The organism is Micromonospora sp. WMMA1947 (assembly GCF_027497355.1).
Classification (GTDB): Bacteria; Actinomycetota; Actinomycetes; order Mycobacteriales; family Micromonosporaceae; genus Micromonospora.
The window spans coordinates 3,650,922-3,666,057 of the sequence record NZ_CP114909.1 but is presented as its reverse complement, the minus strand read 5'-3'; the positions used below and the strand labels follow the sequence as shown (position 1 = coordinate 3,666,057).

Annotated in this window: 12 protein-coding genes; 5 read left to right on the top strand and 7 right to left on the bottom strand. The window is 75.5% G+C overall.

Annotated elements, in window-relative coordinates; genetic code table 11:
• Positions 1-137: 137 nt before the first annotated feature.
• A complete protein-coding gene (locus O7604_RS17625; RefSeq protein WP_269704819.1) occupies positions 138-1,298 on the bottom strand; it encodes a glycerate kinase in 1,161 nt (386 codons plus the stop codon).
• Positions 1,299-1,341: 43 nt separating this feature from the next.
• On the opposite strand from O7604_RS17625, the gene nadA reads away from it, so the two are divergent.
• The 3 genes from nadA (at position 1,342) to O7604_RS17610 (ending at position 4,775) form a co-directional block, all read left to right on the top strand.
• Positions 1,342-2,517 carry a quinolinate synthase NadA gene (nadA, locus tag O7604_RS17620; protein WP_269704818.1) on the top strand — a complete coding sequence of 392 codons (1,176 nt, stop codon included), beginning with the start codon at positions 1,342-1,344 and terminating at the stop codon, positions 2,515-2,517.
• A 214-nt stretch (positions 2,518-2,731) separates the two neighbouring features.
• Positions 2,732-4,087, top strand: a complete 1,356-nt coding sequence (gene murA / locus O7604_RS17615) for a UDP-N-acetylglucosamine 1-carboxyvinyltransferase (protein ID WP_332367314.1) — start codon at positions 2,732-2,734, stop codon at positions 4,085-4,087.
• A gap of 79 nt (positions 4,088-4,166) precedes the next feature.
• Positions 4,167-4,775: a DUF3043 domain-containing protein gene (locus O7604_RS17610; RefSeq protein WP_269704816.1), complete on the top strand. Its 609-nt coding sequence runs from the start codon at positions 4,167-4,169 to the stop codon at positions 4,773-4,775.
• 77 nt (positions 4,776-4,852) lie between these two features.
• Here O7604_RS17610 and O7604_RS17605 read toward each other — a convergent pair whose 3' ends face one another.
• Positions 4,853-5,161 carry an AzlD domain-containing protein gene (locus O7604_RS17605; RefSeq protein WP_269704815.1) on the bottom strand — a complete coding sequence of 103 codons (309 nt, stop codon included), beginning with the start codon at positions 5,159-5,161 and terminating at the stop codon, positions 4,853-4,855.
• Positions 5,155-6,000: an AzlC family ABC transporter permease gene (locus tag O7604_RS17600; protein ID WP_281577146.1), complete on the bottom strand. Its 846-nt coding sequence runs from the start codon at positions 5,998-6,000 to the stop codon at positions 5,155-5,157. The genes O7604_RS17605 and O7604_RS17600 overlap by 7 nt, the downstream gene beginning before the upstream one ends.
• A gap of 67 nt (positions 6,001-6,067) precedes the next feature.
• Between O7604_RS17600 and O7604_RS17595 the strand changes: the two genes are divergently transcribed.
• On the top strand, positions 6,068-6,628 hold the full coding sequence (locus O7604_RS17595) for an XRE family transcriptional regulator (RefSeq protein ID WP_269704813.1): 561 nt from the start codon (positions 6,068-6,070) through the stop codon (positions 6,626-6,628).
• Here O7604_RS17595 and O7604_RS17590 read toward each other — a convergent pair.
• From O7604_RS17590 to O7604_RS17575, 4 genes are all read right to left on the bottom strand, one after another.
• Positions 6,612-7,598, bottom strand: a complete 987-nt coding sequence (locus O7604_RS17590) for an ATP-binding cassette domain-containing protein (RefSeq protein ID WP_281577145.1) — start codon at positions 7,596-7,598, stop codon at positions 6,612-6,614. The genes O7604_RS17595 and O7604_RS17590 overlap by 17 nt on opposite strands.
• Positions 7,595-8,395: an ABC-2 family transporter protein gene (locus O7604_RS17585; protein WP_269707041.1), complete on the bottom strand. Its 801-nt coding sequence runs from the start codon at positions 8,393-8,395 to the stop codon at positions 7,595-7,597. Before O7604_RS17585 ends, O7604_RS17590 begins: the two co-directional genes overlap by 4 nt.
• Positions 8,396-8,423: 28 nt before the next feature.
• Entirely contained in the window at positions 8,424-9,275 is an 852-nt protein-coding gene (locus O7604_RS17580; protein WP_281577144.1) for an ABC-2 family transporter protein, read from the bottom strand.
• Positions 9,276-12,421: 3,146 nt separating this feature from the next.
• Positions 12,422-13,144 (bottom strand): hypothetical protein, encoded by a 723-nt coding sequence (locus tag O7604_RS17575; RefSeq protein ID WP_281577143.1) that lies wholly within the window; start codon positions 13,142-13,144, stop codon positions 12,422-12,424.
• A 19-nt stretch (positions 13,145-13,163) separates the two neighbouring features.
• On the opposite strand from O7604_RS17575, the gene O7604_RS17570 reads away from it, so the two are divergent.
• Positions 13,164-15,089, top strand: coding sequence for a WG repeat-containing protein (locus O7604_RS17570; RefSeq protein ID WP_281577142.1), 1,926 nt, complete (start codon positions 13,164-13,166; stop codon positions 15,087-15,089).
• Positions 15,090-15,136 lie beyond the last annotated feature (47 nt).

Genomic DNA, 15,136 nt, shown 5'->3' with positions numbered 1-15,136 from the left:
GAAGTCTCCCTGCGCGGTATGAGGTCCGGACGTCCTGGCCAACGCCGCACGTCCGCCAGTGATTCCCGGTGTGGTCCGTCTTTCGATCGTACGCCGCCTCCGGCGTCACCACCCGGCGGCGTGACTAGCGGAACCGGTCAGCGGCTCCACTGCCGCGCCAGGCGGGCGCCGAGCGCGCGCAGCCCCTCGCCCGGGCGGGTCATCGCCGCGTCCACTCCCCCGTGCTCCTCGCCGCCGAAGTGCTCGACCAGGCTGTGCGCCTCGGTCACGCCGGCCGCGGCGGCCTCCCGCCGTCCGGTGCTCACCCGTCCCGCCAGCACCACGCAGGGCACGCCCCGGTCCCGGGCGGCCCCGGCCACGCCGGCGACCACCTTGCCGCGCAGGGACTGGTGGTCGAACGAGCCCTCACCGGTGATCACCAGGTCGGCGTCGTCGAGCGCGGCGTCCAGCCGGACCGCGCGGGTGACCAGGCCGATGCCGGACTCGCACCGGCCGCCGAGCGCCAGCACCGCGGCGCCGAGGCCACCGGCCGCGCCGCCGCCGGGAAGCGCGCCCAGGCCGGGTGGGCACCCCGGCAGCCGGTCGGCCAGCACCTCCGCCCAGCGGGTCAGCGCGGCGTCCAGCAGCAGCACGTCGGCCCGGTCGGCGCCCTTCTGCGGGCCGAAGACGCTGCTCGCGCCGTGCAGGCCGAGCAGCGGGTTGTCCACGTCGGTGGCGGCGACGAGCGTGGCGCCGCGCAGCCGGGGCTCGCCGTCGAGCGCGGCCACCTCGGCCAGCGCCGCGCCGCCGTACGGCAGGGCCCGGCCGGCGCCGTCCAGCGGCGTGACGCCGAGCGGGACGAGCATCCCGGCGCCGCCGTCGTTGGTGGCCGAGCCGCCCAGCCCCACCACCACCGTGCGCGCGCCCGCCTCGACCGCGGCGGCGACGAGCAGCCCCAGCCCGTACGAGGTGGTGGCCTTCGGGTCGCGTTCGGCGGCGGTGAGCAGGTGCAGGCCGCACGCCTGGGCGCTCTCCAGGTACGCCGTGCCGTCGTCGGTGAGCAGGATCTCACCGGCGGCCGGGCGGCCCAGCGGGTCGACTGTGGGTACCGGCACCCGGCGCCCGCCGAGTGCCCCGGCGAGCACCTCGACGAACCCCGGTCCGCCGTCGGCGAGTGGCCGGACCAGCAGGTCGTCGTCGGGGGCGACGTCACGCCAGCCGTCGGCCACGGCGGCGGCCACGTCGGGGGCCGACAGCGTGCCGGCGAACTTGTCCGGGCAGAGCAGCACGCGCATGCGCAGCAGTGTGGCAGGCCACATCGGGGACGGCTGCGCGGTGGTCGCGCTGTGGGACCATGGGGTCGTGACTTCGACCTGGGTTGAGCCGTCCAACACCGCCACGGCGCTGCTGCTCCTCGGCCGCGGCAGCGACCCCGCCACCGAACGTGGCGTGGAGTGTCCGGGTGATCTCCCCGCGCCGAGCGACCCCGACCTGGTGGCCCGCGCCGCCGCCGCGAAGGCCGCGCTCGGCACGAAGGTGTTCGTCCTGGGCCACCACTACCAGCGCGACGAGGTGATCCAGTTCGCCGACGTGACGGGCGACTCGTTCAAGCTGGCCCGGGAGGCGGCGGCCCGCCCGGACGCGGAGTACATCGTCTTCTGCGGCGTGCACTTCATGGCCGAGAGCGCGGACATCCTCACCTCGGACGCGCAGAAGGTGATCCTGCCCGACCTCGCCGCCGGCTGCTCGATGGCCGACATGGCGGTGCTGTCGCAGGTCGAGGCCGCGTGGGACACGCTCACCGACCTGGGCATCGCGGCCGAGACCGTGCCGGTGACGTACATGAACTCCTCGGCCGACATCAAGGGCTTCGTCGGCCGCAACGGCGGCGTGGTCTGCACCTCGTCGAACGCCAAGCGGGCCCTGGACTGGGCCTTCGAGCAGGGCCGCAAGGTGCTGTTCCTGCCCGACCAGCACCTCGGCCGCAACACCGCGGTGCTGGAGATGGGCTTCTCGCTCGACGACTGCGTGCTCTACGACCCGCACAAGCCGAACGGCGGGCTGACCGCGGAGCAGCTGCGGGACGCGAAGATGATCCTGTGGCGCGGCCACTGCTCGGTGCACGGCCGCTTCACGCTCGAGAGCGTCAACGACGTCCGCGAGCGGGTGCCGGGCGTGAACGTGCTGGTGCACCCGGAGTGCCGCCACGAGGTGGTGAACGCCGCCGACCTGGTCGGCTCGACCGAGTTCATCATCAGGACCATCGAGGCGGCACCGGCCGGCTCGGCGTGGGCGGTGGGCACCGAGCTGAACCTGGTACGCCGGCTCGCCCTGGCCCACCCGGACAAGCAGATCATGTTCCTCGACCGGGCGGTCTGCTACTGCTCGACGATGAACCGGATCGACCTGCCGCACCTGGTCTGGGCGCTGGAGGAGCTGGTCGCGGGCCGCGTGGTCAACCAGATCACCGTTGATCCGGAGACCGCCCGACACGCCCGGTCGGCGCTGGACCAGATGCTCGCCCTTCCGGGAGCTTGATCACCGTCGGTGACGCCGCTGGCACGGAAACGCGCCTGACACCCCGGTTCGTGCCCTCGCTGGCGATGTGACCGATTCCATTCCCGTCACGGAGGGCTATGCTGCCGGGGCGACGACACACGCGGCCCGTTTTCCCATGACCGCGTTCCGGGTAGCGATGAACTTCGTGCACCCATCACTAGACACGGCAGCACCCAACGCGCTGGAGGTTGCGTTGACCGACGACGTCCTGGTCGTACACGGAGGCACTCCGCTTGAAGGGCGGATCCGCGTGCGCGGCGCGAAGAACCTGGTGTCCAAGGCGATGGTGGCCGCCCTGCTGGGCGACACACCCAGCCGGTTGTTCGACGTGCCGCGTATCCGTGACGTCGAGGTGGTCCGCGGTCTGCTCGGCCTGCACGGCGTCAAGGTCAGCGACGGCGACGAGGAGGGCGAGCTCGTCTTCGACCCGTCGAACGTCGAGAGCGCCAGCACCGACCAGATCAACGTGCACGCCGGGTCCAGCCGGATCCCGATCCTGTTCTGCGGCCCGCTGCTGCACCGGCTCGGCCACGCCTTCATCCCCGACCTGGGCGGCTGCCACATCGGCCCGCGCCCGATCGACTTCCACCTCCAGGCGCTGCGCGAGTTCGGCGCCACCGTCGAGAAGACCCCGGAGGGTCTGCACCTGTCCGCGCCGAACGGGCTGCACGGCACGAAGTTCGCGCTGCCGTACCCGAGCGTGGGCGCCACCGAGCAGGTGCTGCTCACCGCGGTGATGGCCGAGGGCGTCACCGAGCTGCGCAACGCGGCCGTCGAGCCGGAGATCATCGACCTCATCTGCGTGCTGCAGAAGATGGGCGCGATCATCAAGGTCCACACCGACCGGGTGATCGAGATCCAGGGCGTCAAGAAGCTGCACGGCTACACCCACCGGCCGATCCCGGACCGGATCGAGGCGGCCAGCTGGGCGGCGGCGGCGCTGGCCACCCGCGGGCACGTCGAGGTGCTTGGCGCCCAGCAGGCCGACATGATGACCTTCCTGAACATCTTCCGGTCGGTCGGCGGCGAGTACGAGGTCACCGACCTGCGCCCGCCGCGCGGCGGCAGCCCGGGCCAGGAGGGCGGCATCCGGTTCTGGCACCCGGGCGGCGAGCTGAACGCGGTCGCGCTGGAGACCGACGTGCACCCCGGTTTCATGACCGACTGGCAGCAGCCGCTGGTGGTCGCGCTCACCCAGGCGCGGGGCCTGTCGATCGTCCACGAGACGGTCTACGAGCAGCGGCTGGGCTACACCGAGGCGCTGAACACGATGGGCGCCAACATCCAGGTCTACCGGGACTGCCTCGGCGGCACCCCGTGCCGCTTCGGCCGGCGCAACTTCAAGCACTCCGCGGTGATCGCCGGGCCGAGCAAGCTGCACGCGGCCGACCTGGTCATCCCGGACCTGCGGGCCGGGTTCAGCCACCTGATCGCGGCGCTCGCCGCCGAGGGCACCTCCCGGGTGTACGGCGTGGACCTGATCAACCGCGGCTACGAGGACTTCGAGGCCAAGCTGGCCGACCTCGGCGCGCACGTCGAGCGTCCCTGACCGTCCCGTTCAGCCGACCGTCCGCGCCCGGTGCACCCGTGATGTGCACCGGGCGCGGCCGGTTGGCTACCCTTGCCGCGTGCCGTCGCTGTTTCGCCGCAAGTCCGCCGACCTCGTCGAGGAGTCCGTCACCACGGTGACGACCGACGAGGAGTCCGCCGCCGCCCGTCCGCGGGGCTACACGCCCAGCAAGAAGGAACTCGGGCAGGTCACGCCGAAGCGCCCGGTCGCGGGTCGCCGGCCGACCGCGCCGGCCAAGCCGCTGACCAAGGAGGAGGCCCGCGCGCAGCGCCGCGCCGCGCGCGCCGAGGCCGCCGCCGAGTTCCGCCGCGAGGGCGGCCCGCGTGACCGGGGCCCCGAGCGGCTGCTGGCCCGCAACGTGGTCGACTCCCGGCGGACGATCGGCACCTGGTTCTTCGGTGGCGCGCTGATCGTGCTGTTCGGCTCCAACCAGGCCATGCCGCCGATCGTGCGGCTGCTGTCGAACGTGCTCTGGGGCGCGCTGGCCCTCGGCGTGCTGATCGACTCGATCCTGATCTCCCGGAAGATCAAGCGGCTGGTCCGCGAGCGCTTCCCGAAGAGCACCGAGAAGCTCGGCTCGCTCTACTTCTACGCGATCATGCGGTCGATCACGTTCCGCCGGATGCGCGCGCCCGCGCCCCGCGTGAACATCGGCGACAAGGTCTGACCGGACCGGCTCCGAATCGGCCCCTCCCCGCCCGGCGGTGAGGGGCCGTTGTCGTGTGAGGCCGGCCGACGCCGCCGTCAGGCCACGCCGAGCAGGCGCAGCACCGCGGTGGTGGCCGCCGCCGCGACCACGACCAGCACGAACGGCGCCCGCCGCCAGGCGAGCACCAGGCCGACCAGCACCCCGGCGGGCCGGGCGTAACCGGCGAAGCCACCGGCCTCGGTGAGCGCCGCGGTGGCGGCGAGCGCGGCCAGCAGCGTGGCGGCGCCGACCGGCAACAGGTGCCGGGCCCACTCGGGCAGGTCCAGCCGGTCCCGCAGCAGCACCCCGGCGACCCGGAAGCCGTAGGTGCCGGCGGCCAGGGCGAGGATCACGGCGATCAGCACGAGCCCTCCCCGGCGCTCACCTGGCGCCTCGCCCCACCGGCGTCCATCGGTCCGCCGATGCCGTCCGGCGCAGCGCCGGAACCGGCCGGCACGGCGACCGGGCCGCCGTCGCGCACGCGGCCGGGGTCACCATCCGGCGCGGCGTCCGGGTCGCCCGGCGGGATGGGTGAGCGGCGGCGGGCCAGCAGCGGCAGGGCCAGCGCGGCGAGCGCGAGCAGCACCGGCAGCCCGGCCGGCAGCAGCGGTGTCGCCAGCACGGCGAGGCCGGCGCCGAGGAGCGCCACCCGGCGCGCCTCCCGGTCGCGCAGGCTGGGCAGCAGCAGGGCGGCCAGCCCGGCCGGGAAGGCGGCGTCGAGTCCTAACGCCGCCGGGTCACCGGCCGCGCCGCCGGCCAGCACGCCGAGCGCGGTACCGGCGTTCCAGGCCAGGAACAGCAGCACCCCGGCCAGCCAGAACGCCCGCCGCCGCTGCGGACCGGCCGGGCGGGCCAGCGCGAACGCGGTCGCCTCGTCGGTCATCAGGTGGCTGCCGAGCAGCCGCTGCCAGCGCCGGGCGCCGAGCGCGCCACCGAGGGCCAAGCCGAACGGCAGGTGCCGGGCGTTGAGGAGCAGGCCGGCGAAGACCGCCGCGAGCGGGCTGCCGACCGCGACGAGGCCCACGGCCATGAACTGGGCGCCACCGGCGTAGACGACGGCGGACATGGCGAGCGTGGCCCAGACGGGCAGGCCGGCGGCCACCGCCACGGCACCGAACGACGCGCCCACGGCGAGCATCGCCGCGCCGATGGCGGCGACGTCGCGGAGCACCCGGGCGTCGCCCGTTCGGTATGCCGTACGCATGTCCATTATCCTGAACGGGAGCCCGCTGGTTCGTCAAACCGAACAAAACGACCGATGGAGCGAACACATGGCGATCGACCCCGCTCCCCCACTCGCCACCATCGCCGCCGCGCTGCGCCGCGAGCGCGAACGGGCGGGCCTGTCGCTGACCGAGCTGGCCCGCCGCGCCGGGATCGCCAAGTCCACCCTGTCCCAGCTGGAGTCCGGGTCCGGCAATCCCAGCGTCGAGACGCTCTGGGCGCTCGGCGTGGCGCTCGACGTACCGTTCAGCCGCCTGGTCGAACCGCCCACCGCCGCCGTCCGGGTGGTACGAGCCGGGCAGGGGCCGAGGATCCGGTCCGAGCACGCCGACTTCTCGGCCACCCTGCTCGCCGCCGGAGCGCCGCACGCCCGGCGGGACGTCTACGTGATGGAGCTGGAACCCGGCGCGGTACGGACCGCCGAGGCGCACACCCCGCGCAGCGTCGAGCACGTCGTCGTCGCCGCCGGCCGGATGCGCGTCGGCCCCGAGACCGACCTGGTCGAGCTGGAACCGGGCGACTACGCCACCTTCCCGGGCGACACCCCGCACCGCTACGAGGCGCTGGCCCCGGGCACGTTCGCCGTACTCGTCATGGAGCACCCGTGACGGCGGACGGCCCGGCCGGGGCGCGGTAGAGCCGCGTCACCACCTCCTCGATGTCCGGCTCCACGATCGAGATGTCCCGCAGCGTGGTCAGGCCGGCCAGCCCGGCCACCACCTCGGCGACGCTCGCCCGTTCCAGCGCGAAGACCAGCCGCCGCCCGTCCGCCTCCACCCGCTGCACCGGCGCGCCGGGCAGCACCGGCGGCTCGGGCAGCGCCGCGTCCAGCTCGGCGACCACCATCCGGCGCGAGCCGTACCGGCGGTGCAGCTCCGCGATCGACCCGTCGTGCACCACCCGCCCGTGGTCGATCACCACGAGCCGCCGGCACAACCGCTCGATGTCGGCCAGGTCGTGCGTGGTGAGCACGAGCGTGGTCTCCCCGGCCCGGCCCAGCTCGGCCAGGAAGCCGCGTACCGCCTGCTTGCTGACCACGTCCAGGCCGATCGTCGGCTCGTCCAGGAACAGCACCTCCGGGCCGTGCAGCAGGGCCGCGGTCAGCTCGCCGCGCATCCGCTGACCCAGCGAGAGCTGCCGGACCGGGGTGTCCAGGAACCCGTCCAGGTCGAGCAGGTCCCGGCAGCGGGCCAGCCGGGCCGCATGCTCGCCGGCCGGCACCCGGTAGACGTGGCGCAGCAGGTCGAACGAGTCCCGCAGCGGCAGGTCCCACCAGAGCTGCGAGCGCTGCCCGAACACCACCCCGATGCGCAGCGCCAACCGGGTACGGTCGGCCACCGGGCGCAGCCCGCACACCCGGGCCCGCCCCGCCGACGGCGTCAGCACGCCGGTCAGCATCTTCAGCGTGGTCGACTTCCCGGCGCCGTTCGGGCCGATGTAGCCGAGCATCTCGCCGCGCTCCACCCGCAGGTCCACCCCGTCGACGGCGGTCACCGTCCGCTTCTCCCGCCGCAGCGGCCCGGCCTTCACCCGGACCGTGAACTCCTTGCGCAGACCGTCCATCTCGATGACGCTCATGACCCCGTACTCCGGTAGTGACGGACCCCGACGCGCCAGGCCAGGGCGGCCAGCGCCGCGGCGACCACCGCGACGCCCGGCGCGGCCCAGCCCGCCCACTGCGGCAGGCCGAGCGGGTCGGCGCGGCCCAGCAACGCCAGCGCCGGGTGGTAGCTGACAAAGGCGAACCCCATCCCGTACGCGAACAGCGCGCGGAACCACCCGCCGTACACGGTGACCGGGTACGAGGTGAAGTCCCGCCCGCCGTAGGTGACCGCGTTCGCCAGCTCGCCCGAGTCGACCCAGTAGAACGACACGGTGGCGGTCAGCACGAAGACCGAGCCGAAGAAGACCACTGCCGCCGGCGGCGCGACGACTGCCAGCGCCACCCGGGCCGGTGTCCAGTCGATGCCGGCCGAGGCCAGCGCGAACAGCAGCACCGCCAGCCCGAACACGGCCCGGGACAGCTTGCGCAGCGGCAGGTCCATCAGCAGCAGCTGCGGCAGCGCCCCGAGCGGGCGTACCAGCACGGCGTCGAAGAGGCCGGTGCGCACGTACCGGGGAAGCCGTTCGATGTTGCCGACCAGCAGGTCGGCGGTGGCGAAGCCGCACGACGACAGGCCGACCACGACGAGCGTCTCGCGCAGCGTGAACCCGCCCAGCTCCCGCGTCACGCCGAAGATCACCAGGACGGTGACCACGTCGAACACGGTGGCGCCCACGTTGCCGACCAGGTCCACCACGAACGAGGTGCGGTACGCGGCCTGCGAGCGCGCCTGCGCACCGAGCAACGCCCGGTACGCGCGCAGTTCAGCCAGATCAGCCACCCTGGGCGCGCTGCCGCGCTCAGCCACCCTGGACCACCAGACGGCGCTCGGCACGGCGCTGCACCAGCCGGCACAGCGCCAGCAGCAGCACCGCCCAGACGGCCTGCACCCCGACCAGGGTGAGGCCGGTGGCCATCGGCTCCCGCTCGACGAGCACGTCCAGCGGCACCTGGAGGATGCTGGGGAACGGGGTGGCGTACCGCAGGACCGCCTCCAGCGGGCCGGGCAGGAAGCCCAGCGGGAAGTAGAGGCCGGCCAGCACGCCGGAGCCGAGAGTCCACAGGATCATCGGGCCCCGGACGTCCTGCAGCCAGTACGCGGTGGCGTTGACCAGGTAGCGGCAGCCGAAGCAGACCACCACCGCGAGCAGCGCGGAGAGCAGGAACAGCGGCACCGTTGCCCAGTGCCGGGGCACGTACACCGCGAAGAAGAACGGGCCGATCACCAGCGGCGGCACCAGCCGGACCAGCGACGCGAACCCGGCCCGGCCCAGGTCGGTGGCGAGGTAGCTGGTCACCGGGTGCACCGGCCGCAGCAGGTCGGCGGCCACCTCGCCGGTACGGATCCGGTCCGCCAGATCGGTCCAGCCCCAGATGGCGATCACCGCCAGCAGCCCCTGGCCGGCCCAGACGAAGGTGGCGAGCTGTGCCCGGTCGTAGCCGGCCACGACGCCCGTCGCGCCCGCCGCCGCGAGGAAGATGTAGCAGCGCAGGAAGCCGAACACGGTGTTGGTGCACAACCCCGCCACGGCGGCCTGCCGGTAGGTCGCGTGCCGCCGGAACCCGGCCGCCGCGATCGCGCCGAATGTCCGAAACCATGGGGTAACGTGTGCGCCGGTGGGTGCTGCCACAGTGGCGGTGACCGAGCCCACGCCGTTACCCTCCTTCCGCAGCCACGACGTGCTGGACCGGGCGACTCTACCGGCACGTCCGGCGCCCCAGCGCGAGAATTTCCAATGAGGTGACACCGCCGTGAGCGAGCGACGCGAGCCGGCCCCGGGGCCGTCCCGCGCGAGCGGCGGGAGGGGTTGCCGATGAGCGGCTGGGGCAGCTGGCGTGAGCCGGCCGAACCGGCCTGGGCCGCCGAGCCCACCCACGAGTGGCAGCCGCAGTTCCCCGGGCAGCGCTACCCGGGTGACATCGGCATCGAGAACCTGACGCCGCGCCCCCGCGCCGTGGTCGGCCGCGCCGAGGTGCGCCCGGTCAGCCCCGCGCCCGACGTGGACGCGTACCCGGTGAGCCCCGCGGGTTCCCGGCCCCCGGTGAGTCCGGCGGGCCCGCGTGACGCCTACCCGGTCAGCCCGGCGTCCCCACGCGACGCGTACCCGGTCAGCCCCGCCGCCCCTCGTGGCGGTGAACCGGTCAGCCCGGCCGGTCCCCACGGCACGTACCCGGTCAGCCCCGCCGGGCCGCGTGGCGGCGAGCCCGTCAGCCCCGCCGGGCCGCACGGCACATACCCGGTCAGCCCGGCCGGTCCACGGAGCGCGCATCCGACGAGCCCGGCCGGTTCACGCTGGGCGGACCCGGTCAGCCCGGCGGGTCCGCACGAGGCGCACCGGGGCGGGCCGCCCGGTCGCCCGGACGCGTACCCGGTCAGCCCGGCCGGGCCGCACGGCACGTACCCGACCAGCCCGGCAACCCCACGCGGGGCGTACCCGACGGGTCCTGCCGGGCCCGGACAGCGCCCCGCCGCGCCGGACGACCGGCGTGGGCATTCCGACGGCCCCGGCGCGGACGGCCGCCGGCCCGGCCCGCCGCCGGAGCGGCTCGACCAGCGCTGGGTACGCCCCGACGGCGCACCGCGCCGGACCGCCCAGCCGGGCTGGATGCCGGAGCCGAACGAGTCCCCGCACCCCGCCCCGCACCGGACCGACCGCCAGGACGGCAGGCGCGCCCCGGTTGACGGCCGTCCGGCGGCCGCAGGCGAGCGATGGGGCACGCCACCCGACGCCCGGCGGGACCAGCACTCCCCCGCCGGGCGTCGCGAGCCCCTGCCCGACGGCCGCCGCGGTGCGTTCCCGGAGCCGTCACCGATTGATCCCGGCCGGGACCGGCGCGGTCCCGGCACCGGCCGGCGCGACGACGCCGTGCCACCGGCGGAGCGGACCGCAGCGGGGTGGGGCGAGCCGGATCGGCGTGAACCCCGCTGGGACGAGCCGAGCCACGACGGCCGACGTGAAACCGGCTGGGGCGGGCCGGGCCGCGACGGCCGGCGTGAACCCGGCTGGGGCGAGCCGGGCCGCGACGGCCGGCGTGAGCCCGGGCGGGACAGCCGCCGCGAGCCCGGCCCACGTCCCCCTGCGGACCGGCGCGAGCCGGCCGGTGGGCGGTGGGACGACCGTGCGCCGGGCCGCGAGGCCGCCGCGTACTCCGAGACCCAGCGCCGGGCGCCCGAGAACGCGCGACCCGCGCAGCAGAGCGAACCCGACCGGTACGGCGTGCAGGGACCCCACCCGTCCGACCCACACACCGTCGTCCCGCCGCGTCCCGGTGCCGACCCGCGCCGGCAGCGTCCGCCTGCCGACCGGCCCCGCCCGCACCAGGGCGAATGGCCGATCATCGAGCCCCGCCCCCGGCCCGAACCCGACGCGCACCGGCCCGACGAGCGGTACCGCCCTCCGGCGGACCGGCCGATGCCGCCCCGGCACCCGGCCGCGCCCGCCGACGGCCCGCGCCCCGAGGCACGCCGCCCCGAGCAGGACGGCTCCGCACGCCCGGACGCCCGCGACGTCAGGCCGGCCGGTCCGGGCGCCCAGCCCGATGCCGCCGGCCCACGTGCCCACGCCATCCGGCCGCCCACCGCCCCGTCCCGCCCGGAGGCCGGCCAGGAGCAACCGGAGCAGGACCGTCGCCGGCCCGACGGTGCCGCCGCGCGTTCCGAGTCCCGGCCGCAGCACTGGCCGGTACGGCCCGACGAGCGCCGGCCGGCGGCCCCGGATCAGGCGGTTGCCCACCCGGACGAGCACCGGACAGCGCGGCCGGCCGAACCCAGGGTGACGCCGCCGGCCGAGCCCAGGGCGACGCGACCGGCCGAGCCCAGGGTGGTGCCGGTGGCGGAACCCAGGACGACGCCGCCGAACGAGTCCAGGGCGACGCGGCCCAGCGAGCCCCGGACGCCGTCGGACGCGCCGGTGGTCGGCACATCCAGCGGCGGTGTGCAGGCTCCGGTCGCCGGCGGACCGGTGCAGCGCAGCGAGGAGCCCGTTCGCCCGGCTCCGGCGCAGGGCCGGGTCGAGGAACGCCAGGGTCCGCCGCCGTTCCAGCCGCCACGGGCCGCGCCGGCTCGTCCGGCACCGCCCACCTATCCCGGTCCTGCCCCGGTCCGGCCGGCCGCGCCACCACCGGTCGGCCCGTCGAGCCACGCCGCCACGTCGGAAGCACAGCCCGCGCAGCGGCCCGTCGTCGCGCCGCAGCCGGGTACGCCCGGCCGCCCAGCAGCCGACGCGGACGCCCGGCCCACGGCGGGCACGGACGCCCGGCCCGTCCCCGGCGCGGACGCCGACCGTCCCCGGGCCGATGCTGAGGCGGCGTCCCGGACGAGCACCCCGCCTGCGCCGGACACGGACGTCCACGGTGCCGACGCGCGCATCGAGACGACGTCCCGCACGGGTGCCCCGGTCACGCCGCAGGCGGACACCGGTCGGCCCGAGGCCGGTGTCGACGTTCCCGCCGCGGGAACCGGCAGCCTCGGAGTCGACGCGGTCATCCGGCCCGAGTCCCGCTCGGACGGCAGCCGGCCCGATACCGAGGGCTCCCGAACCACGTCCGACACGGCCATCGCCCGTCCCGGCGTCGACCGCAACCCGCAGCCCACACCGGGCGCGGACCGCCTCGGAGCCGACACATCCCCCGGCCCGGCCGACGAGCCGTCGGAGAACGGCGGCCCGTCGAGGACGACACCTCCGCCCTCCCCCGGCGCCGAGGCATGGTTCCAGCCCTCCCGGCCCGCAGGAGACCCGGAACCGCCGGAGATCTTGGACGATTTCGGCCCCCCTGAGGGCCATTTCGTACCAAGATCTCAGCCGGGCCACGACGGCGAGCCGGAAGCGGCAACGGAGACGCCGGACGCCGTGACGACGGCGCCGGGAATCGATGCCACGGTGCCGGGGGACGGCGCCTCCGTGCTGGCCGTGCCCGGTCCGGCGCCGGCGTCCACTGCCGACCCCGCCACGCCCTTCCCCGCCGCCGCATCACGTCCGGCGGACGGGAGCGCCTCCGCCACCGCACCGTCCGCGGAGAGCACGACACCTCCCGCCATCGCGCCGCGTGACGCCAGCTCGTCGCTCCCCGCAGCTCCGTCCACCGACGCCGCCCTGCCAGTCGACTCCACCCCGTCAACCAGCACGGTCCCGCCAACCGGCTCCACACCGCCAATCGACTCCACACCGTCAATCGACTCCACCCCGTCAACCGGCGCCGTCCGGCAAGCCGACGACGACGGCATCACGAACGGCACGCCGACCGCGCCGAAGGCCGGTACCGCCCCGGCCACCGACCCGAACACGGCCTCGCCCGGCAGCTTCGGCAGGCCCGCGAGCCCCGTCGACGTATCGCCCGCACCGGCGCCGTCCCCGCCCGCGCCGGCACCGATCGTGCCGGCGCCGATCGTGCCGGCGCCGATCGCCTCCCCGTCCACCGTGGACGCATCGACCGTGGACGCATCCGCCGTTGCCGCAGCGGCCACCGGCTCGTCGGCCGCATCCGTGGACGCGCAGATCACCCCGACGGTCGAGCGGACCACGGCGGAGGCCGGCGCCCCCGTGACCGCACCCGACAGTCCGGCCGCCGATCCCGAGCCGCAGGTCGCGGTGGCGACGGCACCCGACCGGCCCGGTCCCGGCCCGGAGCGCGCTCCGAACGATGTCACCGCCGCCGCAGCCCGCCAGGACGACGACACGACACCGGAAGTCGCCGTCGAAGCCCGCCAGGACAGCAGCGCGGCATCGGAAGCCTGCCTCGAAGCCCGCCAGGACAGCGGCGCGACGCCGGAAACCACCACCGAAGCCCGGCAGCACAGCGGCGCGACACCAGGAACCACCACCGGCGCGACACCAGGAACCACCGTCGACGCGACGGCACCGCACACCACACCGGACACCGCAGACGAGACGGCACCGGAAACCGGCGCCGAGGACACGGCCGGGGAACCGACGACGATCGACGGCGCCGACCACGCCGGGCTCACACCATCCACCGAGGAGCAGACCGGCACCGCGGCCGACGCCACGCCCGCCCAAGAGACGCGGGCCCACACCGGCGACGGCAAGCCCGCCCCGGCCGGCACCGATCAGGCTGACGACGCGCAGGATCGGCGTACCCCCGAAGCCGCAACCGACGACGACGCGGATCCGGGGGCGGACGCCGAGCCGCCGCCTCCGGTCGACCCCGAGCAGGCGCTCGCCGCGGTCGGCTGGGAACTGGATCCGCGTACGCTGCGCGAGCAGGCGCCCGACCCGGCGCAGCTGCGGGTGATCCGGGACGGGCTGACCGGCAAACTGGACACCACACTCGACAATCGCAGCCGGGCCCGGCTGCTGAGCCTGCGCGCGGTGGCGTCCCGGATCCTCGGTGACCTGGACGACGCGCTCGGGGACGCGCGGCTGGCGGTCACGTACGCCGAGGCCACCGGCGAGTTCCGGCGGACCGCGCTGGCCCGCGCGCGCCTCGCGGAGGCGCTGCGGTGGCGGGGCGACCACGCGGAGGCCGACCGGATGTTCGCCGAGGCGAACTCGCCGGAACTGCCGGACCGGCTGCGCGCGCTGCTGCACGAGCACGCCGGACGGTGCTGCTACGACCAGGGCCGGCTGACCGAGGCGTGCCTGCACTTCGAGCGCGCGCTGGACCTGCGTCACGGCGAGGACGCGCAGCTGAACGCCCGGGTCGAGGTCGCGCTGGACGCGGTCGCGCAGCGGGCCGCCGCCGACGGTTTCGGTCCCCCGCCGCGCCGACCGGAGGAGGTGCTCGGCACGCCTCGTCCGCCGGTGGCGACGTTCGACGAGGAGCAACAGCTCTGGGGGTACGCGGACGCCGACGGCGACATGGTGATCGCGCACCGGTACGCCGAGGCGCAGCCGTTCCGCGAGGGCCTGGCCTGGGTACGGCGGCCGGAGGCGTCCCGGTGGGCGCTGATCGACACGTCCGGCGCGGCGCTGATCGAGGCGAACAACGGCTACCGCTCGGTGGTGCCCTTCTCGGACGGGCTGTCCTGGGTGTCGATGGACGGCAAGGGCCGGTGGATGGCCGTCGACCGGATGAACATCGTGAAGATCCCGCCCGGGTACGAGGAGGCGCGGCCGTTCCGCAACGGCCTGGCGGCGGTACGGCAGAACGGCGGCTGGGGTGCGGTGGACCTCACCGGCGAGGTGGTGGTGCCGACCCGCTACCACCGTCTCGGCACACCGCTCGCGGACGGGCGCGAGGTCGACGGGTTCACCGCCGACGGGCTCGCCGTGGTCGAGCTGGCCGGCCGCCGGGGTGTCGTGGACCGGGGCGGCCGGGTGGTGGTGGCGCCGGCGTACCCGACGGTGGTGGTGCACCCGGTGGCGTTCCTGGTCGCCACCGAGTCGGGCCGCTGGGGCGCGCTGGACCGGCGCGGCGAGCCGCTGATCGACCCGGTGCACCCGGGCCGCGCGGCCGTGGTCGCCGAGATCGACAGGCTGCTCGCCGACGCCAGCCCGGTGCTCTGACCTGCGGCTCACGCCGGCGCCGGGGAGCGCCGGACGGCGTCCGGGAG